This window comes from Oleiphilus sp. HI0066 (genome assembly GCF_001635725.1).
Map to the genome: position 1 here is coordinate 30,003 of NZ_LWFH01001444.1, position 25,250 is coordinate 55,252.

The following is a 25,250-nucleotide window of genomic DNA, read 5'->3' on the forward strand; positions in this document are numbered from 1 at the left end:
CGGCCTGTGATTGTGAATTTAATACTGCTCTAACCAGACTTTCATATCGCCAGCCAAAGACTGCCAATTCTGCTCGAATAGAATTTCGTGCAAGGCGTTTTCAACGGTATGAAATTGCTTGCCCGAGCATTGAAGACCTTCGTGCAACTGTTTACCGACCCATGGAGCCACCAACTCATCTTTCTCGCCATGCCAGATAGCAACAGGCACTCGAATACTAGCCGCTTCTTTTTTAAGGCGTTCGATCTGCTGTAGATAATCACTAAACCATCGCGCCGATACGAGACCGTGATTTAACGGGTCATTCATATAAGCTCGTACAACGTCTGGATTTCCACAGACAATATTAGGGTCAACCTTATTTTTAAGCGCCAAGCTTGGGTACCAAGCACTCATAATCTTACCGATGAGCTTTTTAAGAACAGGAACTTTGTAGGATACATCTGCTGCTGGACCACTCAGGGCAGCGGCATTAAAGCGGTTTGGATATTCAAGTAAGTGAAGCGCAGCAATCATACCCCCCATTGAGTGTCCGAGAATGTATTGATATTCGTGCGAAATGGTTTGACGCAAGGTTTCGAGATCTCGCGTGTAATCTGTCCATGCATCAACATGACCGCGCTTGCCTTCAGACTTACCATGCCCCCGATGATCTAGAGCATGCACTTCAAATCCTTGCTGAGTAAACCATGTCGCTAATTCATGATAACGCGCTGCGTGCTCACTCCAACCGTGAGAGATAACTAAAGCAGCGTGAGCAGGCTGTTCAGGCATCCATCGATAAACATTTAGCTGAAGGCCGTCTTGAGCGGCAATTTGATCTTCAAGGTAAACCATGGTCATCTACTCTCAGTGATAAATCCCTTATCGTTTCTTATTATTGTTTCCTTAATCGCCGCGTTTAAATCGTAGCTGTGCTTCAAGCAATACGCAAAGCGGCGTAAATCCTACTCTCAGGCATTCCATTTGCCAATACCGTTTAATAAGCTTGGCCACTTAAGACAGAATGCCGTCCACAATAGAAATTTATACATGAACCATGTAAAGAGTAAGTGAAAGGCTAATACCAATAAACGCTAAATATCCAAATGCAGCGCGCCCTTCATAAAGAGTGTCGCCTTCCCTCGAATCAAAACTCGGCTTTCGCGCAATCCACATTCAAGCTCCCCTTGCCGCTCCGATAGCTGTTTAGCCTGAAGCGTTTTTTTGTTCAAACGCTCTGACCAATAAGGCGTTAGCACACAATGAATTGATCCTGTGACTGGATCTTCATCTATTCCCATTGCTGGCGCAAAATATCTAGAAACAAAATCAACACTAGATATATCGCTACGTGCAGTTACGATGACGCCAACCTCTGCCGCGTCTTTCAATGCTCGAATATCGGGATCTATCGATTGTACCGCTGTCTCACTTTCCAACACGACAAGATAATTAGGGTCACCTTCTGTTCGATACGCTTCAATAACATTACCCCCCAAAGCCCTGTGCACTGACTCAGGCAAATCTATGGAGTCATAGGAAATCAAAGGAAAATCTAACTCGAGATCCGATGCTCGTTTATTAACGACTAGCCAACCACTCGCTGAATTAAAGCGGATACTATTTAGTTCAGGCTTTAGGAACTTAAAGACAACGAAGGCGCTTGCGAGCGTGGCGTGCCCGCACAGGGGGACTTCTGCAGTCGGAGTAAACCATCGCAAGTGATACCCACCATCAATGGGGTAAAAAAATGCTGTTTCAGCAAGATTGTTCTCGGCGGCAATAGACTGCATGAGCACTTCTTCGATAGGCGCATCTAAAGGAATGACTGCAGCAGGATTTCCTTTAAAAATCGTATCAGTAAATGCATCTACTTGATAAATATCGATGTTCATCAAAATACCTCTCCTTGCTTGGCCGAATAAAACATTATCCTAGCAATGAATAGGCGTAGAGTATCAATACACCTTTAAGGCAGTATAAGCAGTACAGATTTAGGGATGTTTTTCAGGTTTTGTGCGGCAATCCACGACACCGCTTCCTACGCTCAGTACACTTCACCTGATCAAAATAAAAAGTGCCATCAATATGATTTTTAAGAAAGCAGTCCTTACTCTCATTTTCATAAGTATCTCGCTCACCAGTACTGCCCTTACGGCTAATCAAACGGTAGGCGGAAAAGCCACAAACTTAATCCCTATTCTCGCCTGTGTTTGGGATCCTATCGGCAAAGCGGGCCCTGTCGGCCAGATCATGGCCGAAGCTAAGATTCATGCCGCGAACTGGGGCGTTGACCTCAGTTATGTGGTCTATGAGGACGAGCGCATTGCGATTGAAGAATTCAAATTAGGGCGCTGTGACGCAGTAAATATGCTGGGCTTTCGTGCTCGGGAGTTTAACTCCTTAACAGGAAGTCTCGGTGCGATTGGAGCAATCCCAAGTTACGAAGCTATGGGCATTGTCCTTAAATCTCTTTCTTCAAAGAAAGCTTCCAAACTTATGCGTAATGGTGAGTATGAGATTTTTGCGATCGGTCCAGCTGGCGCAATTTTCATGTTTACACGCGACAGAACAATTCTCCTTCCTGGTGACTTCGCTGGTAAAAGAATGGCAGTACTAGATGACATACCTGAGTCTGCTTATTTATCAAAGAAACACGGCATCACGCCAGTTAGCTCAACCATTTTCAATTCGATCTTAAAGTTCAATAACGGAAGTGTCGACCTTACCGCTGCTCCCGCAATCGTATACGAGCCATTTGAAATGCATAAAGGCTTGGAACCAAATGGCGGTATATACGAAGAGCCATTTTTGTTCATCACCATGCAAGTCGTTGCGCGATGGGAAAAGTTTCCTGAAGGATTTGCGCAAAAAGCACGTGATCAAGCCATGCGAGAATACAACCGTTTCGTCAAATGGCTAGTCGACCCTGAGGCCACAATTCCGGAAGAGTATTGGATTGAGATACCCAAACATCTATATGACTATTGGGTAGAAGACTTTCGTCAGAGCCGCATTGAGTTAGGTGAAATGGGAATATATGACTCAAGAACACTCAAACTAATGCGAAAAGTGCGCTGCAAACTTGAGCCCGAAAATGCAGAGTGCTCTGCAGCACGAAAAGAATAAACTTCAGCTAAAGAAGCTGCTAGTCAGATTTAAAGTTTTAGCAGCATCCACTCATCACAAGCATTATGGCCACTAGCTCCTAGTGGCCCTTCAAGCTTCTTAAACCCTTGTATCTCGTATAGAGCGATCGCCTGTTTCATAGTTGATAGTGACTCGAGATAGCAATACTCATAACCAAGCTCTCGAGCAGACTGCAATAAAGTTTCAATTAACGATCGACCAAATCCTTTGCCTCTCTGCCCTGCATCCAAATACATTTTCTGAAGTTCACAACAACGATCATATTGATTGTTCAAGAAGGGTCCGATTCCTCCTGCGCCAACAACTCGCCCTTCAAGATCTATCACCTTATAGACTCGATCAGGCGTTTCATACGCGTGAGACATTGCATCAAGCTCAGGATCTTGCCATGCAAAACCGGGTCGATTAGCGCCGAACTCCGTCAACACATCGCGAATAAGTTGCGATACAATAGAATTATCAGATGCTTCAATATTTCTAATTAACATCCAGTCCTCACGCGTCGGGATATATTGAATGATGAAATCTCCAGTCGAAACACTACCAAAAACTGTATTTTCAGCAGAACAAACTCGAGAGCTAGACCGCATAGCCATCCAAGAATATGGCATACCTGGCTTTGAGTTAATGCGTCGCGCCGCAAACTTTTCGTTAGAACAATTATTGGCAACTTGGCCAAATACAAAAATGGTCATTGCCCTGTGCGGAAAAGGAAATAATGCCGGCGACGCCTACCTCGTTGCAATGCTCGCTAAATTAAAAGGCCTCGAAGCACAATGTATACACTTCGTTGCCCCAAACACCCTAAGCGGCGATGCAAAGTCAGCCTACGAACAATGCCATGAAACAGAGGTTCATATTGCTGCATACAATTGCGACACCTTTCGTATATTGCTCGACAAACAAACCTCTGATTGCATCATCGTAGATGGATTATTTGGAACAGGATTAAACAGAGATCTTGACGCAAACTATGCTGACGCCATCGAGCTTTCCAATACCGTTCGAAGAGAGAAAAGCAATATCCATACTATCTCGCTAGACATTCCATCAGGTTTAAGTGCAAATACCGGACGCATTTTTAATGCGTGCATTGAAGCTGATCTTACAACGACCTTCATTGCAAACAAGATAGGATTAATGACGGGCGTCGGTCGTCATTATTCTGGTCAGATCGCATTTCATGATCTCAATCTTATAGAAGGCATTTTTAGTGAAGTTCCCAGCAGTTTGCATCTACCGAAGATTACTGAATTACTTGAGGTACTCCCCGCTCGAGAACAACATACGCACAAGGGTAAACAAGGAAGGGCCTTGCTTGTCGGAGGTAACAAAGGATTTGGCGGCGCAATATTAATCGCATCTCAAGCGTGCGCTAGAGTGGGCGCCGGCTTAACATCTGTCATTACGCATGAAGACTATCTAAACAGTGTTATCCTTCACCAACCAGAAGTAATGGCTCATACATATAACCCGATCGAAAGTAACACGCTTTTTGAGATGGCTGATGTCATTGCAATCGGCCCCGGCTTGGGTAAAGACGAATGGGCCGAGAGACTTCTGAAACGGACTCTCAACGAAAACTGTTTTAAAGTGTTAGATGCTGATGCTCTCAACATCCTCGCAGAAAACCCAATTTTAATTGAAAGTCTCGATACGAATACGCTTATAACCCCTCACCCTGGTGAAGCTGCGCGATTACTTGACTGCAGCACAACAGATATCGAGGAAGACCGAATAAAAGCGATTAAGGCTCTAAGAGCAAAACTGAATTGTCACGTAACCTTGAAAGGTTCAGGAACTCTGATCACTCATCCTAATACCGATTTAATTACGGTATGCCGCTACGGCAACCCCGGCATGGCAGCAGGCGGAATGGGCGATGCGTTAACAGGAATCGCTGCAGCATTAATCGCTCAGACTTACCAAAACCAAAGCAGCATCAATGACGTTATAGAATTAGCGGTATGCCTTCACAGCCATGCAGCAGATGAAGAGGCCGCCGCACACGGAGAACGAGGTTTGCTTGCTAGTGATCTTGCAGATCGAGCAAGACATATTCTGAATCGAAAATAAATTTACGCTCGTTTCTAAAACCGACTAAAAAGTTTAGAAATGATTTACACATTGCTTCTATCCAGCATTATCGAAAACCTAAATTACCCATAAAAATCAATATATTAAAAATATAGGCGTCTAGTTTGCTTACTTTTTAACACAAATCAATATTGATTCATCTCAATCTTAAGGATTAACACATGAAACTATTAAAGGGACTTTTAGCTGTTAGTTTGCTGTCACTGGCTGCTCATGCAAATGCCGGCGCAATTTATGCAACGGATATTGATTGGCAAAACAATGGCACGATCGGTGGCACTAATGACCGAGCCAACCCTGCAAATGCACTAGGTTCACCTGATGGTCAGTTTACTGCGATTGGTCTTGGTGGCTTTGCAGTATTTGAGTTTGGCGAAACCTTTACTGGCCCATCATCTATTTGGGAAGTTACCTTTGGCTGCGGTAACGACTGCGGTCATTACCCTGAAAAAGCGCAAGTATGGGTAGGCAACAATTACAATTTCGGTAGCCATGACTTTAGTGATCTTAGTGATTTCACGCATCTTGGCGACATCACAAATACCGAAGCGAATGGCGGAGGTTCCGTACTATTTGATGGCACGTGGACGTACCTTGCTTTAGTAGACATCAGCGCAACTATTAGCTCAAAAAGCACAGATGGTTTTGATGTCGATGCAATCTCAGTTCAGAAAGTTCCTGAACCACAAACCTTCGTACTACTTGGCCTAGGTTTAATCGCATTACGAGCAGCACGTAAAGCTAAGTAATACTGCAGTAGACATAAAAAAGCCCAGTTTCAACTGGGCTTTTTTGTTTACGCAGATTCTTCTGACAATTTCTTACGCACATCCATTAGTACTTTTCCGAACGTGTTTTCAGCACGTCGATCTCGGCCACATCCCCAGTAATAATCATACTGACTTGCTTCCATAATTTTCGCAGATCCAGTATCGAGTATAGCAGAAGCAATCTCGGGATATGATTTGAACTTGGTATACACAGCTCTCGTCATCATCACACGCTTAACCTTTGACCAGTCTTTTCTGATCTTTCTAAATCGCGTACGTCCCAACTTTCTCGCTTGTTTAGGCGAGCTAGCTAGGCGAATTTTTTCAGCATATTCAGGGTTTGTTTCGCTAAATTTCATCGCTTGATAATAGTGCTCAACCGTTGGCCAAGATTTACCTTCTAAGTCAAAAGAATGAGGAGAAAACACTCCAAATTGTTCTTTGTCATCAGCGCGATGAATAAAAATAGTGTCTTCGTCTAAATCAGGAAACAGCACGGAATACTCACATTTATTGTTTAAGTGAACGACGCTCTTAAAGCGCTATGCGTACTTTGCAAGTACATCACGCACTTTAGGCAAATAACTTTGTCCGAACAAGACCAAGTGATTCAATAATGGATATAAATTATAAAGGTCCAAGCGACCTTCCCAGCCTTGCTCCATCGGACGAACACTTTGATACGCATCGTAAAAACGTTGATCAAAGGCGCCAAACAAGCGCGTCATCGCAATATCAGTTTCAGCCCATCCGTAATACACCGCTGGATCGATAAATACAGGCAACCCAAGCTGATTCGAATGAACGTTCCCTGACCAAAGATCTCCGTGTAATAGCGAAGCTAATTGATAAGGCACAATATTATCTAGCCGTAAGCATAATGCCTCAATCGCTTGAAGATCTCCTACGGCCAGAAAATTCAAATCAAATGCTTTCTCTGCAAGCACCATTAATCGCTGCTCAGCAAAAAAATTGAATGGGTCTTTCGTGAGTTTGTTCGACTGAACAGTTCGACCACAATAGTTATCGTTGACGAAACCATATTCATCACGAGTCAATGAATGGATCGCAGCCAACTGAACACCAAGCTGCTCCCAAAAGTCCTTTGCCAATTGATTTGGTCGAATGTATTCCAAAACCAAGTAGCTCTGTCCATAAGCGTATACATCTGGCGTACAAACATTAGAGACACTAGATAAATATGAGAGGCCTTCAGCCTCACATTGAAAAAAGCTTGGTGGAGCCGATGCCATATATTTAATAAACACCGGCGGTTCACTGCGATGTGAACAAACTATATTTGCACAGGTATCGCCACCAAGCACTGTTTGCTCATCTTGCCAGTCGTAGCCTTCGTTAAAAAGCCACTCCTGTAATTCCAAGGGCAACATCGATACCTCAAATATTAATCTTCGATTTTAAGAACCAAGAATGAAGGATTTCCACCTCGAATAACTAGAACCGGAATAGCTTTGTCTTCCGGCAAATCATCAACCAAGTCTTCATAACTATCTAAGTCTTCGAAGCTCTCATTATTCAATTTGGCGATGATGTCACCTTGACGAATACCCGCTTTACTCGCAGCACCTTTTTCGACGCTAACGACTTCAACTCCCGTCATTCCAATTTCATTAACAATCGCGTCATCAAGCTCCTGCACCATCAATCCGAGGCGATCTGCTTTGGGAGCTGTTGCTTTTGCAGGCTTCGCAGTTTTGTCAGCACTGTTTGGCAACTCACCTATTTCAACATCAACGGTTTGTTTTTTGCCATCTCGAATGAGTGTAAGGCTCGCGGTTTCACCAACTTTGGTTCGTCCAACAAAGTGAGGTAACTGAGACGATAAACCTACTTTTTCATCTTCATACTTAACGATGATATCGCCAACCTTTATCCCAGCTTTCTGGGCTGGAGAGCCAGGCACAACCTGTGCAACTAGGGCGCCATGCGGCTTATCCAAACCAAACGACTCCGCTAACTCTTTATTTACCTCTTGAATTAAAACACCCAACCAACCGCGCGAGACATAACCTTGACCACGTAGCTGATCAACGACCTCCATAGCAACGTCCATTGGTATAGCGAAAGACATACCCATGAAACCACCAGAACGCGTATAGATCTGAGAGTTAATACCTACAACTTCCCCATCCATATTGAACAAAGGGCCACCTGAGTTACCCGGATTAATCGCGACATCAGTTTGAATAAATGGAACATAATTCTCGTTGGGTAAGCTTCGGCCCTTAGCGCTCACGATGCCAGCAGTTACCGTGTAATCAAAGCCAAAAGGAGATCCGATGGCGAATACCCACTCGCCTACTTTTAGGTCTTTTGATTTACCCAACTTGGCAGTAGGCAAATCATCAGCATCTACTTTTAGAACCGCTAAATCGGAGCGTTTATCAGAACCAACAAGCTCAGCTGCTAATTCACTTCTGTCATTAAAACGCACATAAATTTCATCAGCACCTTCGACAACATGATTATTCGTCAGAATATAACCATCTTCCGTCACCACAAATCCTGAGCCAGTAGAAGAGCGCTCACGTTCCTGATCTCTCTCTTGATAAGGAGATTGCCCTCCAAAGAAATGGCGAAGAAAGTCCGGTATTTGCTCCATGTCACCTTGAAAGCCCTGCCCGTTATCAGCTCTCGTTTTACTGACGGTGCTGATATTAACGACGACAGGCGCATGCTCTTCAACAAGATCCGTAAAATCTGGAAGACTTCTAGCGTGCGCGTTTAAAACAAAAAAAGACGTTAGAAAAAAAGTAAGAATGTGCACTGTTTGCACGAGGGAATGACGCATAACGACTCCTAACATTAAAGGAACAAAAGGTCTCTTACATTCATATTTAGTGTTGTGTGAATGAGATTCAAATTAACCTTAGGTAAGGCACTATTTTTATAAGAAGGGCCACAACTCAGTTGTGCCCAAAGTATCACTTTGAGGGAAAGCAAGCGCCACCTTCGGCACTAGATAACTGAATCGTGTTCAGCACTGGTACGAAACGGGAGTCATTCTGCATCGACTGACTTTTAACGCGTGCGAAATAAAAGCCCGACAGCAATCCGATTACCCCAGCGAAAATCGAAAAGAGTTCATTCTCTGTTGTTGCGAAAGCTAGTCCTGCAGATGCAAGCATTATGATGAGAGGCACCAAAAACATTAAGACCGATGCGTACAGCAAGCCTTCATCTGGTAAATCTATCGTCACAGTCTGGCCTACCTGTGCATCTAAGGAGTTATCAACCCAAAACTCCATGCTCTTCTCAGAGCCGAGCTTTGAGATCAAGCCTTGACCACAAGAGTTTTCTAACTGACAACTTTGACAAGAACTTCTTCTTTGAGTCTGAATAAGAGCACGCTGATCACGAAGCTCAAGAACTATACCGCGTTCACTTGCCATGCGGCTACTCCATGATCGGCTGAACACCCTCAGCGATGTTCATCGCCGTCATGGGTGGAATTTCACCAACAACCGTCACTGTGTATTCAGAGTCATTAAACTCTAGAGGTTTGATATACATAGTTGTTGCACCAACCTTAGTCGCGCCATTTGGTAACGATGCCTTGCTCTTCAACTCAACAAAAACGGTATAGTTCGCAAGACCATCGGAGTACAACACAACACTACCCGCTTTCTTAGTCGATTCTACTTCCATAAATCCGGGAGGGTGATAATTAGCAGTCCAGTTTAGTCTTTCTGGCCAACGCATATCGTTTTCACTCATCGGCACTTTATGGTGAGAAACAACGCTACTATCCACATCAAATTCAAAATCAGAATCAAACGTTTCGGCAGGCAATTCTAATTGGGAGAATTGAAATAACTCTAATGGTTTGTCTTGAACACCCAAGACCTGTGATTTCAACAACAAACCCGTGTCTTCATCAAGCCATAACGCATAGCTATATCTCTTTGCATCATTGGCCATAATCTTTAATTTAACAGACGATCGATTAACGATCCGTTCATAGCCTTTTTTATGCAGGGTGTAATGCATATGACCAGGAATAAAATTGGCAAATCGATTACTGACAGGATTAGCAAAGTCCGGTTTATCAAGTTCAACTAAGCGCTGCCCCTTGATAAGACACATGACTTGCGTGCCACGACGCAGAATCTCTCCCATATCCCCATCAAGCTGAGTCAAACGCTCTTGCTCTTGTCCGTCTATAAATCGATGCACAACACGCATAGAGCTAGACATGTCACCACGACTAAACATGAAAACCCCACGATAGGATTCATATGTCGAAGCCGTTCGCATTTTATTAATCCAGTGCGCTGCGTCTTGCTCAGCAAACGCTGAGGTACTAACGAGCACTAACACCAGACTGAATAAAATACGTTTTAACATCATATAACCCAGTTAAATACCAACAGAATTAACACTAGCAACACGAATCAAAGGTGCCATTCCAGAAGACACCGTGAGAGCGCTCAATTCAGAATGTCGAAGAAGGTATTGATTAAAGTTTTTCACCTGAGAAGGGTCTAACTCATTCACAACCAAGCCCTGCACAGAATCTCCTTGAGAAGCCACATCACCGAATTCGTTATTCAAACCCAAGGCCAACACAAAACAAGCAGCTATAGCCCCACCATAACGCCAAATTTTGGCACTCTTTTGAGGAACAACCACTTGTTCTGTTTTAGCAGAACCAGAATGCTCTGAAACCTGCTCATCCTCTTCCCTAATCGCCGCAGCGACTGAGGCAGAGATATCGATATCTAGGCTCGTTGCTGAATTAAAATCACCACGCATATCAGCCATCACATCACGTACGGCATGGTAGCGTTTCCAAGTTGCATTGAGTTGCTCAGAGTCCGCCTTGCTTAACACACGCTGAACTTCAATTTCATTCGCTTCATCATCCATTAGGGCTGAAAGCGATTCGCGTAATTTATCGTCCACTTACACTCTCCTAAGAATCAAAATATAACTATTTAGCTTAGTCATATTAAGCTAATTCTCCCTGCGCCTTCTGCATCGCTTTATCGATTGCTTCACGCGCACGGAATATTCGAGAACGGACTGTGCCTACAGGGCAGCCCATCACATTTGCAATTTCTTCGTAACTCAAACCTTCAAACTCACGCAGCGTTAAGGCAACACCTAACTCTTCAGGAAGATTTTTAATCGTGCGGAGTACCAGAGCCTCCAACTGATCTCGATTCAACTGATCTGCTGGGTTCGAAATATCTTGTAAGCTTGCGTGATTACCTTTGACCTCAGCATCGTCAATATCAACATCAACCGATGGCGTCTTGCGCCCCTTAGACGCAAGATAGTTTTTGGCACAATTCACGGCTATCCGAAACAGCCATGTATAGAAGGCACTGTCTGATCTGAAGTTTTTAATGCCACGATACGCCTTGATAAACGTCTCTTGCGCAACATCAGATATTTCATGGTGATCAGACACATATCGAGAAATAATCGCACCGACTCGGCCCTGATACTTCAACACAAGTAGGTCAAACGATGCTTTGTCTCCGTTTTGAGCACGCGCAACAAGCTTCTGATCGACAACGCGTTCAGGATTAGTCGCAAATTGTTGTGTGTGCGTGGGAGCTTGCGTCATGGAATTACAGGGAACGGTTTTGTTCGCTTTATCTATCGGTTGCGGCTGATCTACACTAGGACAATCCGCAGTATTATCCACGGCAACAGCAGAAACACAAACATCGTTTTTAACAATACGCAAAGCGTGCGGCATTTTCCTATCCCTATAGTTATGTACACGCGTTATGACATAAGGTTTGCAAATAAGTTCCAAGCGCGAATAAAATTCTCGCATTGCTATGTTATTCACACACAAAATCTAAGAAATTTTCTATGTCTTCGCCTGATTCTTACGACGTTCTTATTATTGGCAGCGGCGCTGCAGGCCTTAGCGCAGCTCTAAAGCTAGACTCTAGTTTACGTGTCGCGGTCTTGTCTAAAGGCGAAATATCAAGTGGATCGACGCCCTGGGCGCAAGGGGGCATCGCAGCCGTTCTAGATCAGCAAGATAACGAGCAATCACACATTCAAGATACTCTGATCGCTGGGGCAGGTTTGTGTCACCAAGATGCGGTTGAACAGACTGTAAATGGCGGAAAGGTCAGTATTAAATGGCTGAAAGATCAAGGCGTCGACTTTACTCGCGATAGCGATGCAGAAAACCCTAAACACTATCATTTAACAAAAGAAGGCGGACATAGTCATCGCCGCGTCGTGCACGCTGATGATGCAACAGGTCATGCGATATCTAGTGCCTTGTGCCAGCAAACACTTGCAGCTGAGCACATAGATGTATTTACCAATCGCGTTGCGATCGATCTGATTACACATAAAAAGCTCTTTCTACCCGGCAATCGATGTGTCGGTGCTTACGTTCTTAATCGAGAGAATGGTGAAGTTGAACTGTTCCGAGCTCGATTTGTCATCATTGCAACTGGCGGCGCTTCGAAAGCATACCTGTACACCAGTAATCCAGATGGCGCGAGCGGTGATGGTATTGCGATGGCGTGGCGAAGTGGTTGTCGCGTAGCCAACATGGAGTTCAATCAATTCCACCCGACATGCCTATACCACCCACAAGCGAAGACATTTTTGATCACCGAAGCCGTGCGAGGTGAAGGCGGTCACTTGCTCTTGCCAAACGGCGAGCGTTTTATGCATCGCTTTGACGAACGCTTAGAACTCGCACCTCGCGACATCGTAGCGCGAGCTATTGACCATGAGATGAAACGCCTCGGTGCTGACTGCTTATATCTTGATATTAGCCATAAAGACGCAGACTTCATCAAAGCTCATTTTCCAACGATATACGATACCTGCCTTGGATTTGGTATCGACATAACCAAAGAACCCATCCCTATTGTTCCCGCGGCACACTACACATGTGGCGGCGTGATGGTCGATCATCGCGGCAGAAGTGACGTTAACCAGCTTTACGTTCTCGGTGAGGCTTCATTTACTGGTTTACACGGCGCCAACCGAATGGCGAGCAACTCCTTATTGGAGTGCATTGTCTATGGGCATGCAGCAGCAGAAGATATCAACAAGAAAGCGAAATCTATTCCTGAACCACCAGAGGCGCCGGCTTGGGATGAATCACGCGTAATCGACTCTGACGAGGATGTCGTAATCTCGCACAACTGGGACGAACTGCGCCGTTTTATGTGGGACTATGTTGGCATTGTTCGAACAGACAAACGTTTGCAACGTGCAAAGCATCGTGTCGATTTACTGCATCAAGAAATCCTCGATTACTACAGTAATTTCTCGGTAAATAACGACCTTCTAGAATTACGCAACCTAGTAACGGTAGCGGACCTCATTATCTGCTCGGCGATTCAAAGAAAAGAAAGTCGAGGTCTGCATTACACGCTTGACTATCCATCTCTGCAAAGCGAAGCGAACGATACCGTTCTTACGCCAACGAATTTCTCGACGCGAGATTGGTAAGTAAAAATTTGTTAGCTAGCCGCACTTTATCTTGATCAGCATCAAGTCCTCTTGTCGCATTTGAGGTCATGCTTATCTCAAGACACATCGCTTCAATTGCTAGGAGATAAGCATGACAATAGAAAAACACGATCTTGTCCACGAGCTTCCAGAATTCCGTAACGACATCCATGAACTAAAAATGAAAGACGCTCACTTTGCGCGTTTATTCGATGAGTATCATGAGATTGATCGTGAAGTACATCGCATTGAACAAGGCGTCGAAATACCTAGCGATGACTATTTAGAGGAACGCAAAAAGACGCGCCTCAACCTCAAAGATCAATTATTCAACATGCTAAAAGCTCACGCAGCAGCCTAATACCTCAGAAGATCTTAGGGACAGTATAGATCTACTTTATTGGGGAGACCCTGGCAGCAAGGTTTAGCCCCGCTGCTTTTTTTATGTTTTCATTCAGCCTCCTACGCTATTACAGTTCAGTAAATCATCGATTAAATCTTCTCTTTTTTTATTCTATTAAACTAAGCTTGTAGGCATGAATATAAGCGCCAACACCACCTCGACACCTTCATTTACTGGAGCGAAAATCTGGCTCGTCAGTATTTTTTTCATTGCGCTCACTGGCTGCGCATCAACCTCTGTGTTCACGCCCTACCCAAGCCAAGTACAGTCTGCGAAATCGGCGCTCGGTAATAACGCTGAATCAGAATCCGTACTCAAAAACTTAGAGAGTAAAAAAGACACCGCTGATGCCATGCTTTACATGATGGAAAGCTCTCGCGTTGCACAGCTCAGTGAGCAATTTGAGCGAAGTAAAAATAACGCGAATCAGGTGATAAACGCTTTCGAAAAACAAGATTTACAAGCTACAGTTCGACTAAGTGATGTTGGCGCAAAGAGCGGCTCCTTACTGACAAATGAAAACGCAATTCCATACAGCGGTGCTGGATATGAGAGGATATTCATTCATCATCAACAAGCGCTAAATTACTGGGCTCAAAATGACATTGAGGGTGCCAGTGTCGAGTTTCGTAAAGTCGCGCTCGAACAACGTGTATTGAGCGAACGCTATGAAGATGAGATTGCTAAAGCGCATTCAGAAGCCCAACAAAACAACATAGATATCGCGAGTATCAGCCAAAAGTTCTCGGGGTTAGATGAAATCGCGGGATCAGTAAAAAGCTCCTTTTTGAGCCCGTATACCTACTACACATCAGCCGCATTTTGGGAAGCCATTGGCGAGTACAACAATGCATTAATTGATTACAAGCTCGCTTTAGAGATCGTGCCAAACTCTCAGTCTATTCAGGCAGATATTAGACGTGTATCTGCCCAACTCGGAGGATCAAGTTCTGGCGAAACCAATTCACCCAAGGACAACGAAGGCTCTATCGTTATTTTGTATGAACAAGGCTTTATTCCAGAAAGAACTGAATTTGCTCTGAGTATCCCTAATTTTTACGATGGCGGAATCATTAGCGTAGCGTTTCCGTTCTACGCCAATACAGAGTCATGGTCACGCCCTACTCCGCTATCGATAAGAGATGACCAATTTGTAGATTATGGCGAAACATTCCCGCTGACTGACTACGGAACTCTCGCTGTAAAAAATCTGAAAGAACAGCTCCCTAGCCTCATCGTACGTCAGGTACTGAGGGGTTTCGCGAAACATGAGCTACAGAAACAATCGGCAGACAGTGGCGGCGCGCTAGGTCTTTTTGTCGCGAACATCTACAGCATTATTTCTGAACGAGCAGATCTTCGCTCTTGGCTTACTCTTCCCCGATCAGGCCAAGCATTGCGCGTTAATCTTCCATCAGGACAGCGCACCCTTGCGTTCCGTACAAAATCAAAGTCTGTTGAACTCGATGTCGATATTAGAAAAGGAAAAACGAACTTTATCCGTATTGTAAACGTAAACAACCGACTGATTACGCAAGTTCTTCCACTTTAAATAACAGAAAATTTGGAGAGCATTCTATGAGTAAAAAGAACTATCTACTGAGCCTATTTATTGGGTTTAGTTTATTGTCAGGCTGCGCCGTCAATGAAACCGCAAGCGTTAAGATTGATGAATCCAATCAAAAACAGACTATTATTGAGTCGAACAGCGGTTTATTTTCTCAAGATATTACCGTCACTGACACAATCGTCGCGAAAGCAGGAGACCTACTCAAAGTTCAGGTAACAATTAAGAATGACTCTCGTAACGATGCGAAATTCCAATACAAATTCAAATGGCTAGACAAAGATGGATTTGAACTGTCTCTCGATAGCCGTCCATGGCAACCACTCAGTATCACGGCATATGAAAGCAAGAATGTTCAAGCTGTTGCCCCTAACCCAAGTGCTGCCTCATTCAAAATTTTGGTACAGGATTAAATGGAGAAAATCATGTTGAAGAAATTAAACGCTAAACCTCTTTTCCTCGCGACAGCATTACTGGCGACTGGTATTGGCATATCTGGGTGCTCAGAAAAAATTGCGTATGGCGATGCAACCGCAACAGAAACCACGACCATTGGATTCGGCTCGACCGACTTACAATCAATCGCAACAAAAATGGTAGATGACGTTTTAGCCTCACCCTTTGTTGCTGAGGTTTCAAAGCAAGGCCGTCCTGTTGCATTCGTAGATAAAATAAAAAACAAAACCACAGAACACATTGATACCGAATCAATCACCGACTCGATTCAAACTAAACTTCTTCAAAGCGGTAAGTTCCGTTTTGTCGATATGACTGCCGTTGAACAAGTTAAAAAGCAGCTTAACTATCAACAAGAAAGTGGTTTGGTCGATCCAGCTAAAGCAGTAGCTCTAGGCAAACAAACCGGCGCTCAATATATGCTGTACGGAAACTTATCGAGCATTCAAAAACGCAATGACGATAAAAAGGATGTCTATTACAAGTTTACGATGAAGGTGCTAAATCTGGAGACAGCAGAGCTCGAGTGGGCTAGCGAAAAAGAAATCCGCAAAACTGGTGAAAAAACGTTTTTAGCTCTGTAGAATTTCAAACGAAATACTTGCACAAATAAACTAATGATGTGCACGATAAGCATGAGGCGAGATATCTTCTACATGTATCTCGCCTTTCTTTTTATCTACACGATATATCACGCGAAAATGCTGATTTAATCTGTCCGATCGCTCATGAGATAAGCCCCCATGTAGATGCTCCTCGTGCAAGCCATTTTGCGACAGCATGCCTTCTAAGCCCTGATCAATAATAATCTGCTTCCATGCCTGATAATGTTGAACAATTTCGGCGGCAAGCTTCTTAGATTCCTTTTTGACCTTGTGGCTCTCATTAATTTTCCACTTCATATCTCGTTCTATCTTTAATTATCTGCCATCAGCCCTCGGCGAAATCAGTATGGGGGTATAACTGATTAAAAAAATACCATATGCCAAAAACCATGCAATGGCGCTTAAGGTTATAAACGCTTGGTACGTCCCCCCAAAGAACACAGCGCAAGCTCTCAAGATTAAAGAGCCTAGCAATAAGTAAAATACCGTCACCATATAAGGCGGTAAGCATAAAGCTCTACCCGTATGGCCAAGTGAAACACGAGAGATCATCGATAAAATCATCATCCCGAAGCCTCCAATCGCGAACACGTGCATGACAAGACTATTTGGCGAACCAAAAGCAAAGAGCGCAAATCCCAAACACACTAACAGGTAACTCAAATGCAAAGGCCAAATCATTGAATACCCCAAGCTCTCAAAAGGACGCCAGGTCAACCAACGCACAGCATTTAATAGCGCAACAAGCGCACCTATCGCTTGCAGCCAAACCTCGGGGATATCAAAAGCAAACGCCAACACGAAACAAATACTCGAGACTAACGATAAGCGCTCTAACACTGGATAACGCCTTGTTTGTGATCGTTGTAAGCCACGGTCAGTGAAAAAGGGTATTACCCTGCCTCCCATCACGAGGACAACATGCATCATGATGAAAAATACGATTTTTAATACATCCAACGAAAGATGTTGATCATTCATATACAGATACGACTCAACGGCGCATATGCTCGCAAAGACAAACAAAACAACAGGAAAGGCATAGTTACGCGTATTACGACTGATCAACACCATATGCGCGAGCTTTAGCCCACCAGCAGCGAATACAAGACCATCTAATGCCGCAGCGATTGATAAGCTACTTCCAGTGACCCAAAAAAAGCGCGCTGCAATCCAGATCGAGACGAGAACGCCCAACATTGCGCCTTTGAAAGTCTGCTGCCCTGTCCAATTAGCGCACGCAGTCAGCAGAAAGCCCAACATCACAGTCGCTACGAAACCAAACAACATTTCACGGACATGCCAAACAAGCCCTACACGGTCAAAAGCAAAAAAGCCTGCAACCACTGACACCCATAAGGAAAGCGATAAGATTGAATAAGCAGCGGCTAATAAAAAGAACGGCCTAAACGGACTACTCAGAAATGAAGTCATACTCCCCACCTAGAACTCTAAACAATGCCCATGGCGACCAATCGCGAAAACGATATAGCCAATTTTGAATGCTGCAGCAGACACTATAGTCACGATATGACCAATTAATTGAATGACTAAAGAGAACATAGATGCGAACGGATAAGAAACAAGAATACTTAACACTAGAATCAAACCGCTCACAGCCATTACTTTTCCACCAACACTAGAGATTGCAGCGAAGTTTTTCATTTTCATTCCTCAGTTTTGTATCAGCTAGATCTGTTTAATGACTAGCTAGCGAGGAAAATGCCAATTCTTATTTATTTATAAATCAAAAACTTAATATAAAATCAAGAATAAAAATGTCATTTCGACCACAATAAAATGAAGTCTTTTAGACAACATCAAGGTCAATATGACTACAGACACACTTATCTTGGTAAAACTTAATCGTGTGCTCCATGCCATTGCACACAATGACAAGGCAAGCGCATTTCATTGTTTGATTGAAATGGTTGAGGCCATCTTTCCATGCGATGCTGCGGTACTTCTAAGCGGATCAGCAGACAAATTGGAGATCGCCGCCCAAAAAAGCCTGAGAGAAGAAAGCGCACAAACGACCTTTTTTGCTCAAGATCATCCGCGCTTAGATACCATCCTCCAAGGTAGAGACTGGGTTCGCTTTGATGCTAACTCGCCACTACCCGCCCCCTATGACAACCTTGTCGATAGCATTGAAGGAGTCCTCCCTGTGCATGACTGCATGGGTACACCACTTTTTAATATTGATGGCTCGCGCTGGGGAATATTAACGTTCGATACCCTAGTACCCCATGCATTTAATGATCTAGACCCTAACCTATTAAAAGTCGTCACCGAACTTGCAAGCCTTTGCCTTAGCATAGAAATAAGCATCGACACACTTTCGAAGATTCAAGAAACAAACATCAATCCATCGCCTCGCATCATTGACAACAGTACAGGGATGGTAAATTTGCAAAACAACATCTCCGCTATTGCGACAACAGGTCTGAACGTATTAATTCAAGGCGAAAGTGGTACAGGGAAAGAGCTAATCGCCCAATAGATACATCAACAATCGCATCTTAAAGATACAGTGCTCGTGACACTAAACTGCGCTACTCTGCCTTCAGAGCTAACAGAGTCAGAACTGTTTGGACATGAGAAAGGAGCATTCACTGGTGCAGATAAAGCAAAACGGGGAAAGTTCAAGCTCGCTGATAACGGTACGCTGTTTCTCGATGAAATTGGCGAGCTGCCTTTAGCACTGCAAGCCAAGTTACTGCGAGCACTGCAGCAAGGAGAAATTCAACGCCTCGGCTCTAAAACCAGCATACGCGTAAACTGCCGAGTCATTGCGGCAACCAATCGCAACCTTTCAGATGAAGTAGCTAAAGGCCGCTTTAGGGAAGACTTATACCATCGTTTGAACGTCTTCCCTGTTCAATCCCCAGCTCTTAGAGAACGCCATGGTGATATCCCATTGCTTATTGAGTTCTTTACGAAGCAATGGAAAAGCAAAATTGGCATTGATGAAGTCCGGTATTCAGATCAAGCAATGCAAATACTGAATGAATATGCGTCGCCTGGAAACGTGCGAGAGCTTGAAAATATGGTGGCGCGAATCCTTGTAACGGAACAAAGTCGCTCAAACGACAAACAAGTCCTTTACCTTAACGAGCGCAGCATCCCGATCAGCACTGAGCAAACTAATAGCGCGTTCAATAGAACAATCGTAATCTCGAACGAAACGGACTCTCACAATACTGATTAAGGCACTGAGGGCACGACACTATAAGAACAAACCCAAGAGTTTCAGCGCAAGCTAATTAAAGAAGCTCTTTCAAGAAACGATAACAACTGGTCAAAGACAGCAAAACAGCTTGGTGTAGATAGAGCGAATCTAGCCAGACTAGCGAAACGTTTGATGATGAGATAAGTCCGGTTAGCTTATACATAAAACGTGATGCAATCGCTTAACTTATTGAATTACAAACATGCATTTGCAGTGTTATAGTTTTTAATGAATGATCATTGAAGGGATTTACCGATGCTAACTAAACTCAATCAATCAGGTTTACTTATAGCGCTCGCTGTTCTCATATCAGCCTGCCAAGCCCCACAAATGCAGGTTTTGTATGAGCAAAGCCCCAAGTTCGGTAACAACTACAAATCTTTCAAGGTCGTGCACACACATACAGATATTGCCACTGAAGCCGAGAAGCTATTAAACGAAGCCATTGCTAATGTCATGCTTGATAAAGGATATGTAGACGGAGCAGAGCCTGACTTCGTTATTCAATATTCTTTACGCACACAGCAATCTCAACGCCTCGAATTTGATCAAGCCCCAACGCCTGGCGTATTAGGGAGGTTTCCTCCTGCGCACCCACCTCATATGGAAGCAGTATTTGAAGCTCGCATGCTTGTTAACGTGATTGAGTCGAGTTCAGGAGATGTAGTTTGGAAAGCCGCGACAACTGGCGATTTAACACAGGTCAATGTTAAGAAATTTAATGCCGAAAAAGCCAATGCGCGTATGCAAGAGATGTTCGCAGACTTCCCTACACGATTTAACTGGTGGTTTTAAGAACGAGAAATAAACGTTTTCCAAACACCAAGAGGCTCCCATATTTTTTCTAAATCTTGGCGAGCCTCTACCATATCTAACTTCAACACTTGAGTTCGATAACGATACATAAACGCGGAGACGCGCATATTCGCAGCACAATGCACCCATACTTTCTGTCCATCTAGCTCCTGCATTTTTTCAACAAATAATCCAAACTTTCGTTCAGAAGGCTTCACAAAGTTCACTGGGTAGTGGGTATAACTTAAGCCCAGATCAGCGAGTGTGCCATCTTCATCTTTCAGAGAGTTTTCCGCATTAGCAGGTGCAAGGTTGATAACGTGTTCAAAACCAGATTCTTTGATTAAAGCAAACTGTGCCTCGCTAGGTTGACCAGATGTAGTCACTAAGTCTGAGATTGGAAGGTAGTTATAAATATCTTCGAGCGTCTCAGATTTTGCGCTTAGCGGTGTATATTTTCGGATGAGTGAAACAAGATATCCAGCGGTGGTTGTTATTGTTTTTGAAACGCTAGCAACGCTCATTTGTCTACCTCTACAAAAAATAATTCAAAGCGATATTGCTGAAAGCCTGGCGGCAATTTGTCTCGAGTAGCTTCACATCATATGCTGAAGCATTAGCAAAACACAAAAACGCTCTTCAATCTAGATCCACCACTTAAGACCTCTGGAGAACAAAAATGAGATCCTTAAAGCTAATACTTTCCTGCTTTCTATTTGTCAGCTCAACAGCCATGGCGCATAACGGAATGCTTCACATTGAAAGCAATAATGATTTCGCAACAACCCAAGAAAAGTTGCTTGAAACCCTTAAGGAGAAAGGCATGAAAGTCTTTGCGACCATCCGTCACTCTAAAGGAGCAGAAGATGTAGGTGTAACGATCAACCCTACGACATTGATCATTTTTGGAAACCCCAAAGTGGGTGCACCACTGATGGCATGTACGCAGATGGTCGGTATTGATTTACCGCAAAAAGCTTTGATTACACAAGATGAAGAAGGAAAAGTAATGCTCACGTACAACGATCCAGCTTACTTGAAGGAGCGACACGAGATAAGAGGTTGCGATGCCGTATTAGAAAAGGTACGCAAAGCGCTCGCGAACTTTGCAAAAGCGGCTACGAACTAAAATTATAGTTTCTTGGCGATGTAGACTCCGTAGCTATAGAAGTCTTTGAACTTCTCATACATCGCCACCTCCTCTCTTTCAGCAGCAATAATTTCTTTCGCCCCTTCAGAATTTGCATTACGCTCGAGAAAAGCATTATATGAAGCTTGAATCGGACCATAATACCCCTCAAGCCAGCAATGTAAATCCAATGTGAAGTAACCAAGTGGCTGATACCCTGCTCGCTCCAACACCTTCATTTTATTCGAAGCGGTATCGATTTCGGGATATGCAGCTTCCCAATAATCTTCTAACTCTTGCGGTCGTTCATCCGTCGTCCAGGTAACTTCAGACACTACTAGCACACCGCCTTGTTTCAAGTAGGCTTTCCATTCTTGAATGCCCTTGGCAAAACCGATGTTGTAAATTGCGCCTTCAGACCATAAAACATCATAACTATTTGCTTCAAAAGGTAGATCATCCATCGAAGCACAGAGCGTCGAAATCCTTGAAGCGAGTTCCACCTCAGAAGCTCGATCATTCAACACATCTAAAAAGGCCTGCAGAAAATCTACCGAAGTAATATCGCAATCTAAGGTATCAGCCAGTACGAGACTCGCTGCGCCTGTCCCACAGCCAATATCTGCGATGCGATACTTGACCTTAAAATCTAAGCCGGCCAAATAAATCGCTTACTCAATCTCTGCTTTACCGCCGGGGCCTTGACGCTCATTGTGCGAGTGAAGATCAATTAGGAGTTTCATTTGCTCTTGCTCGGTAGACATAGGTCACCCCAATAGAAGTTCTAAAATTGAACAAAAGTGTAGCTAAAGTTTGGAAGAATAAAATTGGGGTCAGAGTACTTTTACTCTGACCCCAATTTTTAACGCAGTATAAGTAAGCGCAGTAGCTCTGACTTACTTAACTGGAGGGTGATTCTCATGCCAGTGCTTGGCTATGTCTATGCGACGCGTCACCCAAACATTTTCTTGCGACTGAACATAATCTAAGAAACGCGCCAGAGCCGCGGCACGACCTGGACGACCAACCAAACGACAGTGCAAGCCAATACTTAACATTTTTGGCGCTGTTTCACCTTCCGCATAAAGCACATCAAAGGCATCTTTTAGGTAGGTGAAGAATTGCTCTCCAGTGTTGAAACCTTGGTTCGTTGCAAATCGCATGTCATTCGTATCAAGCGTGTATGGGACGATTAGAAATGGGTTTTCGTAGTCATACACCCAATACGGAAGATCGTCAGCATACGAATCAGCGTCGTACATAAAACCACCTGCTTCATACACTAGATCACGTGTATTCGGGCTAGTTCGTCCGGTGTACCAACCTAGCGGCCGTTCACCGGTAATTTCTTCATGCTTTTTGATCGCTTCTTGAATTTGATGACGTTCTTCATCTTTATCAATGTACTGATAATTAATCCACTTATATCCGTGTGCCGCGATTTCCCAGTTAGCATCTTTCATGGCTTGCACAGCTTCTGGATGTTTCTCCAATGCTGTCGTCACACCATAAACTGTGACTGGCATGTTGCGTTCCGTGAACATTCGGTGAAGACGCCAAAACCCTGCTCGACTTCCATACTCATAGATAGATTCCATGCTCATGTGACGAACGCCTTCCATTGCAGGAGCTCCTATAATTTCAGATAAGAATGCTTCTGATGCAGGATCACCATGAAGAATACAGTTCTCACCACCCTCCTCGTAATTAATAACGAACTGCACTGCAACACGCTCGCCTTTTGGCCATACATCTTTAGGCGTATGTTGGCCATAACCAACGAGGTCTCTTGGGTAGGTCATTGAACTCTCTCTTTTGATCAAAATGAAAGCATGAATAATAATCTGACCACTAGGTCAACTCAATACTTAGATACATTTAGGTAAACCAAAGCTTACTATGTCGCGTATGAACCATCACGAAATAACTGAAGAGTAGTCTTGAATGACACGATCAGCACGCACAATTTTATGTTTCTTAATATTCGCTTTTGCGAGCCAGAACAGTTCTGCTAACGCTTGCCCGGAATGGTTGAATATCGATATCGGTAAACTTCACAGTCAAGAAACATTGAACCTATGCGAGATCACTTCCGGAAAAAATGTTTTAATTGTCAATACGGCAAGCCACTGTGGATTTACACCACAATTCAAGGAGTTGCAGGCCCTCTACGAAAAGTACGAGAACCAGAACTTCACAGTCATTGGATTCCCCTCAAATAGCTTTCGACAGGCTGCTAAGTCTGAGGAAAAAGCAGCCGAAGTGTGTTTCGTCAATTTTGGTGTAAAATTCACAATGACAGAGACGGTTGATGTTCGCGGCTCAAGTGCTCACCCGGTGTTCAAAGAATTGAGCGCCCAAAGTTCTGAGCCAAGATGGAACTTCAACAAATATTTAGTTAACACCCAAGGCGAAGTCGTAGAAGTTTTTGGCAGTTCTGTGAGGCCAAACGCAGCCGTGCTTTCACGTGCGATCGACAACTTACTTTAAACTGACATAGAGATTCGAATGAGCTCATCAGACACAAGCCAAGCGATTATCAACATTACCAACCTCCGGTTGCGAACATTTATTGGCTTTAATCAGGAAGAAAAAGAGAAGCAACAAGATGTCGTGATCAACGCTGAGATTCACTATCCGGCTAGTAAATTATGCCTAAGCGATAGCGTAGACGACGCCCTGAATTATAAAGACATTACTAAGAAAGTGATTAAGCACGTCGAGCAAGGCAGATTCTTATTGCTCGAGAAATTAGTGAGTGACGTTTTATTGATTTGTCATGAACATCCCTGGGTCAGCTATGCTCGTGTTAAGATAGATAAACCACATGCATTACGCTTTGCTGATTCTGTTTCACTCTCACTTGAATTTCAAGCCTAATTCCACGCTGTCCAAAGCACTCAACAGAAGGACTAAATCATGGAAGCTCTAAGCACCACAGTCACTCACAAAGTGAGCCAAGAAGCGCGCTTGGTTCGAGACGCGCTCGTCGAAGCAGGCCTTGAAACGCCACTCATCCCAACAGGATTAAATAACGAGCAAAAATACGAACGTTTGAAGTCCTTGTTTACAGACGTAGTATCAACACTTGGCCTTGATCTGAACGATGACAGCCTAGCCGAGACACCTCATCGAATCGCCAAGATGTACGTTCGCGAGATATTTTCTGGTCTCGACTATGGAAACTTCCCAAAGATTTCTGTGATCGACAATAAAATGAACGTTGATGAGATGGTCACGGTATCTAACATTAGCGTCACTAGCACCTGTGAGCATCACTTCGTAACGATCGATGGTTCAGCAAAGGTTGCATACATTCCAAAAGACAAAGTGATTGGCTTATCGAAAATTAATCGTATTGTTCGATTCTTCGCTCAACGCCCTCAGGTTCAGGAAAGACTGACACAACAAGTTCTATTATCATTACAGACATTGCTTGGAACGGAAGATGTTGCGGTGTCCATTAATGCAACTCATTACTGTGTTAAATCGCGCGGCATAATGGATTCAAACTCTTACACGTCAACGACTGCATTAGGCGGAACATTCAAGTCGAATGAGCGCACCCGTCAAGAGTTTTTGTCACAGGCCTAGGGT

Annotated in this window: 29 protein-coding genes and 2 pseudogenes; 15 read left to right on the forward strand and 16 right to left on the reverse strand. The window is 43.9% G+C overall.

Annotated elements, in window-relative coordinates:
* Window positions 1–18 precede the first annotated feature (18 nt).
* Window positions 19–843, reverse strand: a complete 825-nt coding sequence (locus A3738_RS22225) for an alpha/beta hydrolase (RefSeq protein WP_082868956.1) — start codon at window positions 841–843, stop codon at window positions 19–21.
* Between the two features lie 233 nt (window positions 844–1,076).
* Complete coding sequence (locus tag A3738_RS22230; protein ID WP_068502496.1) at window positions 1,077–1,877, reverse strand: PhzF family phenazine biosynthesis protein; 801 nt, start codon at window positions 1,875–1,877, stop codon at window positions 1,077–1,079.
* A gap of 193 nt (window positions 1,878–2,070) precedes the next feature.
* On the opposite strand from A3738_RS22230, the gene A3738_RS22235 reads away from it, so the two are divergent.
* A complete protein-coding gene (locus A3738_RS22235; protein ID WP_068502499.1) occupies window positions 2,071–3,111 on the forward strand; it encodes a putative solute-binding protein in 1,041 nt (346 codons plus the stop codon).
* A gap of 29 nt (window positions 3,112–3,140) precedes the next feature.
* On the opposite strand, the gene A3738_RS22240 is transcribed toward A3738_RS22235, so the two are convergent.
* Complete coding sequence (locus A3738_RS22240) at window positions 3,141–3,620, reverse strand: GNAT family N-acetyltransferase (protein ID WP_068480916.1); 480 nt, start codon at window positions 3,618–3,620, stop codon at window positions 3,141–3,143.
* Between the two features lie 28 nt (window positions 3,621–3,648).
* Here A3738_RS22240 and A3738_RS22245 point away from each other — a divergent pair, with 28 nt between their 5' ends.
* Both A3738_RS22245 and A3738_RS22250 read left to right on the forward strand, forming a co-directional pair.
* The gene (locus A3738_RS22245) at window positions 3,649–5,208 is read left to right on the forward strand and encodes a bifunctional ADP-dependent NAD(P)H-hydrate dehydratase/NAD(P)H-hydrate epimerase (RefSeq protein ID WP_068502500.1); all 1,560 of its coding nucleotides are present in this window, start codon (window positions 3,649–3,651) and stop codon (window positions 5,206–5,208) included.
* A 182-nt stretch (window positions 5,209–5,390) separates the two neighbouring features.
* Window positions 5,391–5,978 carry a PEP-CTERM sorting domain-containing protein gene (locus A3738_RS22250; RefSeq protein ID WP_068502503.1) on the forward strand — a complete coding sequence of 196 codons (588 nt, stop codon included), beginning with the start codon at window positions 5,391–5,393 and terminating at the stop codon, window positions 5,976–5,978.
* 47 nt (window positions 5,979–6,025) lie between these two features.
* Here the strand turns inward: A3738_RS22250 and A3738_RS22255 are convergent, their stop codons facing one another.
* From A3738_RS22255 to rpoE, 7 genes are all read right to left on the reverse strand, one after another.
* Window positions 6,026–6,496 (reverse strand): NADAR family protein, encoded by a 471-nt coding sequence (locus A3738_RS22255; RefSeq protein WP_068480925.1) that lies wholly within the window; start codon window positions 6,494–6,496, stop codon window positions 6,026–6,028.
* 45 nt (window positions 6,497–6,541) lie between these two features.
* The gene (locus A3738_RS22260) at window positions 6,542–7,390 is read right to left on the reverse strand and encodes a fructosamine kinase family protein (RefSeq protein WP_068480928.1); all 849 of its coding nucleotides are present in this window, start codon (window positions 7,388–7,390) and stop codon (window positions 6,542–6,544) included.
* Window positions 7,391–7,404: 14 nt separating this feature from the next.
* Window positions 7,405–8,811, reverse strand: a complete 1,407-nt coding sequence (locus A3738_RS22265) for a DegQ family serine endoprotease (protein WP_156493361.1) — start codon at window positions 8,809–8,811, stop codon at window positions 7,405–7,407.
* A 133-nt stretch (window positions 8,812–8,944) separates the two neighbouring features.
* The gene (locus A3738_RS22270) at window positions 8,945–9,412 is read right to left on the reverse strand and encodes a SoxR reducing system RseC family protein (RefSeq protein ID WP_068499849.1); all 468 of its coding nucleotides are present in this window, start codon (window positions 9,410–9,412) and stop codon (window positions 8,945–8,947) included.
* A 4-nt stretch (window positions 9,413–9,416) separates the two neighbouring features.
* On the reverse strand, window positions 9,417–10,367 hold the full coding sequence (locus tag A3738_RS22275) for a MucB/RseB C-terminal domain-containing protein (protein WP_231876734.1): 951 nt from the start codon (window positions 10,365–10,367) through the stop codon (window positions 9,417–9,419).
* A 12-nt stretch (window positions 10,368–10,379) separates the two neighbouring features.
* Window positions 10,380–10,925, reverse strand: a complete 546-nt coding sequence (locus tag A3738_RS22280; RefSeq protein ID WP_068480934.1) for a sigma-E factor negative regulatory protein — start codon at window positions 10,923–10,925, stop codon at window positions 10,380–10,382.
* Window positions 10,926–10,971: 46 nt separating this feature from the next.
* On the reverse strand, window positions 10,972–11,595 hold the full coding sequence (gene rpoE, locus A3738_RS22285; protein ID WP_068500617.1) for an RNA polymerase sigma factor RpoE: 624 nt from the start codon (window positions 11,593–11,595) through the stop codon (window positions 10,972–10,974).
* A gap of 254 nt (window positions 11,596–11,849) precedes the next feature.
* Here rpoE and nadB point away from each other — a divergent pair, with 254 nt between their 5' ends.
* The 5 genes from nadB (at window position 11,850) to lpoB (ending at window position 16,476) form a co-directional block, all read left to right on the forward strand.
* Entirely contained in the window at window positions 11,850–13,466 is a 1,617-nt protein-coding gene (nadB, locus tag A3738_RS22290) for an L-aspartate oxidase (protein WP_068503265.1), read from the forward strand.
* Between the two features lie 112 nt (window positions 13,467–13,578).
* Window positions 13,579–13,827, forward strand: coding sequence for a YdcH family protein (locus A3738_RS22295; RefSeq protein ID WP_068503261.1), 249 nt, complete (start codon window positions 13,579–13,581; stop codon window positions 13,825–13,827).
* 175 nt (window positions 13,828–14,002) lie between these two features.
* Window positions 14,003–15,421 carry a COG3014 family protein gene (locus tag A3738_RS22300; protein ID WP_082878619.1) on the forward strand — a complete coding sequence of 473 codons (1,419 nt, stop codon included), beginning with the start codon at window positions 14,003–14,005 and terminating at the stop codon, window positions 15,419–15,421.
* A 26-nt stretch (window positions 15,422–15,447) separates the two neighbouring features.
* Window positions 15,448–15,849 carry a YcfL family protein gene (locus tag A3738_RS22305; protein WP_068479894.1) on the forward strand — a complete coding sequence of 134 codons (402 nt, stop codon included), beginning with the start codon at window positions 15,448–15,450 and terminating at the stop codon, window positions 15,847–15,849.
* A gap of 12 nt (window positions 15,850–15,861) precedes the next feature.
* Entirely contained in the window at window positions 15,862–16,476 is a 615-nt protein-coding gene (gene lpoB / locus A3738_RS22310; RefSeq protein WP_156493360.1) for a penicillin-binding protein activator LpoB, read from the forward strand.
* Window positions 16,477–16,506: 30 nt separating this feature from the next.
* On the opposite strand, the gene A3738_RS22315 is transcribed toward lpoB, so the two are convergent.
* Genes A3738_RS22315 through A3738_RS22325 form a run of 3 tightly spaced genes read right to left on the reverse strand, consistent with a single transcriptional unit; the run spans window position 16,507 to window position 18,162 of the window.
* Window positions 16,507–16,794, reverse strand: a complete 288-nt coding sequence (locus A3738_RS22315) for a hypothetical protein (RefSeq protein WP_068503254.1) — start codon at window positions 16,792–16,794, stop codon at window positions 16,507–16,509.
* Window positions 16,795–16,812: 18 nt separating this feature from the next.
* A complete protein-coding gene (locus A3738_RS22320; protein WP_068503250.1) occupies window positions 16,813–17,931 on the reverse strand; it encodes an NnrS family protein in 1,119 nt (372 codons plus the stop codon).
* A 9-nt stretch (window positions 17,932–17,940) separates the two neighbouring features.
* Window positions 17,941–18,162, reverse strand: a complete 222-nt coding sequence (locus tag A3738_RS22325) for a hypothetical protein (protein ID WP_197469173.1) — start codon at window positions 18,160–18,162, stop codon at window positions 17,941–17,943.
* Between the two features lie 514 nt (window positions 18,163–18,676).
* Here A3738_RS22325 and A3738_RS32120 point away from each other — a divergent pair.
* From A3738_RS32120 to A3738_RS22335, 3 genes and pseudogenes are all read left to right on the forward strand, one after another.
* Window positions 18,677–19,708 (forward strand): annotated as a pseudogene (locus tag A3738_RS32120) (sigma 54-interacting transcriptional regulator).
* A 48-nt stretch (window positions 19,709–19,756) separates the two neighbouring features.
* Window positions 19,757–19,873, forward strand: a pseudogene (locus A3738_RS32710) (helix-turn-helix domain-containing protein); the annotation flags it as partial.
* 111 nt (window positions 19,874–19,984) lie between these two features.
* On the forward strand, window positions 19,985–20,524 hold the full coding sequence (locus tag A3738_RS22335) for a DUF4136 domain-containing protein (RefSeq protein WP_068479967.1): 540 nt from the start codon (window positions 19,985–19,987) through the stop codon (window positions 20,522–20,524).
* Here A3738_RS22335 and A3738_RS22340 read toward each other — a convergent pair.
* Complete coding sequence (locus tag A3738_RS22340; protein WP_082878616.1) at window positions 20,521–21,048, reverse strand: protein tyrosine phosphatase family protein; 528 nt, start codon at window positions 21,046–21,048, stop codon at window positions 20,521–20,523. The two genes, A3738_RS22335 and A3738_RS22340, sit on opposite strands and share 4 nt — an antisense overlap.
* Before the next feature lie 224 nt (window positions 21,049–21,272).
* On the opposite strand from A3738_RS22340, the gene A3738_RS22345 reads away from it, so the two are divergent.
* Window positions 21,273–21,653, forward strand: a complete 381-nt coding sequence (locus tag A3738_RS22345) for a DUF302 domain-containing protein (protein WP_197472078.1) — start codon at window positions 21,273–21,275, stop codon at window positions 21,651–21,653.
* A gap of 2 nt (window positions 21,654–21,655) precedes the next feature.
* On the opposite strand, the gene A3738_RS22350 is transcribed toward A3738_RS22345, so the two are convergent.
* Together A3738_RS22350 and puuE are read right to left on the reverse strand one after the other, a co-directional pair.
* Window positions 21,656–22,315, reverse strand: coding sequence for a class I SAM-dependent methyltransferase (locus A3738_RS22350; RefSeq protein WP_197473964.1), 660 nt, complete (start codon window positions 22,313–22,315; stop codon window positions 21,656–21,658).
* Window positions 22,316–22,549: 234 nt separating this feature from the next.
* On the reverse strand, window positions 22,550–23,455 hold the full coding sequence (gene puuE / locus A3738_RS22355; protein ID WP_068479963.1) for an allantoinase PuuE: 906 nt from the start codon (window positions 23,453–23,455) through the stop codon (window positions 22,550–22,552).
* 229 nt (window positions 23,456–23,684) lie between these two features.
* Between puuE and A3738_RS22360 the strand changes: the two genes are divergently transcribed.
* The 3 genes from A3738_RS22360 to folE are packed head-to-tail and all read left to right on the forward strand — an operon-like array spanning window position 23,685 to window position 25,247.
* Window positions 23,685–24,143, forward strand: coding sequence for a glutathione peroxidase (locus A3738_RS22360; protein WP_197472243.1), 459 nt, complete (start codon window positions 23,685–23,687; stop codon window positions 24,141–24,143).
* Between the two features lie 18 nt (window positions 24,144–24,161).
* Window positions 24,162–24,533, forward strand: a complete 372-nt coding sequence (gene folX, locus A3738_RS22365; protein ID WP_068478089.1) for a dihydroneopterin triphosphate 2'-epimerase — start codon at window positions 24,162–24,164, stop codon at window positions 24,531–24,533.
* A 39-nt stretch (window positions 24,534–24,572) separates the two neighbouring features.
* Complete coding sequence (gene folE / locus A3738_RS22370; protein WP_068501114.1) at window positions 24,573–25,247, forward strand: GTP cyclohydrolase I FolE; 675 nt, start codon at window positions 24,573–24,575, stop codon at window positions 25,245–25,247.
* Window positions 25,248–25,250: the final 3 nt, after the last annotated feature.

Excerpts from the sequence above, each read along its gene's own strand:
- A3738_RS22225 (WP_082868956.1), bottom strand. The coding sequence starts at position 843 with ATGACCATGGTTTACCTTGAAGATCAAATTGCCGCTCAAGACGGCCTT.
- A3738_RS22230 (WP_068502496.1), bottom strand. The coding sequence starts at position 1,877 with ATGAACATCGATATTTATCAAGTAGATGCATTTACTGATACGATTTTT.
- A3738_RS22235 (WP_068502499.1), top strand. The coding sequence starts at position 2,071 with ATGATTTTTAAGAAAGCAGTCCTTACTCTCATTTTCATAAGTATCTCG.
- A3738_RS22240 (WP_068480916.1), bottom strand. The coding sequence starts at position 3,620 with ATGTTAATTAGAAATATTGAAGCATCTGATAATTCTATTGTATCGCAA.
- A3738_RS22245 (WP_068502500.1), top strand. The coding sequence starts at position 3,649 with ATGATGAAATCTCCAGTCGAAACACTACCAAAAACTGTATTTTCAGCA.
- A3738_RS22250 (WP_068502503.1), top strand. The coding sequence starts at position 5,391 with ATGAAACTATTAAAGGGACTTTTAGCTGTTAGTTTGCTGTCACTGGCT.
- A3738_RS22260 (WP_068480928.1), bottom strand. The coding sequence starts at position 7,390 with ATGTTGCCCTTGGAATTACAGGAGTGGCTTTTTAACGAAGGCTACGAC.
- A3738_RS22265 (WP_156493361.1), bottom strand. The coding sequence starts at position 8,811 with ATGCGTCATTCCCTCGTGCAAACAGTGCACATTCTTACTTTTTTTCTA.
- A3738_RS22270 (WP_068499849.1), bottom strand. The coding sequence starts at position 9,412 with ATGGCAAGTGAACGCGGTATAGTTCTTGAGCTTCGTGATCAGCGTGCT.
- A3738_RS22275 (WP_231876734.1), bottom strand. The coding sequence starts at position 10,367 with ATGTTAAAACGTATTTTATTCAGTCTGGTGTTAGTGCTCGTTAGTACC.
- rpoE (WP_068500617.1), bottom strand. The coding sequence starts at position 11,595 with ATGACGCAAGCTCCCACGCACACACAACAATTTGCGACTAATCCTGAA.
- nadB (WP_068503265.1), top strand. The coding sequence starts at position 11,850 with ATGTCTTCGCCTGATTCTTACGACGTTCTTATTATTGGCAGCGGCGCT.
- A3738_RS22295 (WP_068503261.1), top strand. The coding sequence starts at position 13,579 with ATGACAATAGAAAAACACGATCTTGTCCACGAGCTTCCAGAATTCCGT.
- A3738_RS22300 (WP_082878619.1), top strand. The coding sequence starts at position 14,003 with ATGAATATAAGCGCCAACACCACCTCGACACCTTCATTTACTGGAGCG.
- A3738_RS22305 (WP_068479894.1), top strand. The coding sequence starts at position 15,448 with ATGAGTAAAAAGAACTATCTACTGAGCCTATTTATTGGGTTTAGTTTA.
- lpoB (WP_156493360.1), top strand. The coding sequence starts at position 15,862 with ATGTTGAAGAAATTAAACGCTAAACCTCTTTTCCTCGCGACAGCATTA.
- A3738_RS22315 (WP_068503254.1), bottom strand. The coding sequence starts at position 16,794 with ATGAAGTGGAAAATTAATGAGAGCCACAAGGTCAAAAAGGAATCTAAG.
- A3738_RS22320 (WP_068503250.1), bottom strand. The coding sequence starts at position 17,931 with ATGACTTCATTTCTGAGTAGTCCGTTTAGGCCGTTCTTTTTATTAGCC.
- A3738_RS22325 (WP_197469173.1), bottom strand. The coding sequence starts at position 18,162 with ATGAAAAACTTCGCTGCAATCTCTAGTGTTGGTGGAAAAGTAATGGCT.
- A3738_RS22335 (WP_068479967.1), top strand. The coding sequence starts at position 19,985 with ATGCTAACTAAACTCAATCAATCAGGTTTACTTATAGCGCTCGCTGTT.
- A3738_RS22340 (WP_082878616.1), bottom strand. The coding sequence starts at position 21,048 with ATGAGCGTTGCTAGCGTTTCAAAAACAATAACAACCACCGCTGGATAT.
- A3738_RS22345 (WP_197472078.1), top strand. The coding sequence starts at position 21,273 with ATGCTTCACATTGAAAGCAATAATGATTTCGCAACAACCCAAGAAAAG.
- puuE (WP_068479963.1), bottom strand. The coding sequence starts at position 23,455 with ATGACCTACCCAAGAGACCTCGTTGGTTATGGCCAACATACGCCTAAA.
- folX (WP_068478089.1), top strand. The coding sequence starts at position 24,162 with ATGAGCTCATCAGACACAAGCCAAGCGATTATCAACATTACCAACCTC.
- folE (WP_068501114.1), top strand. The coding sequence starts at position 24,573 with ATGGAAGCTCTAAGCACCACAGTCACTCACAAAGTGAGCCAAGAAGCG.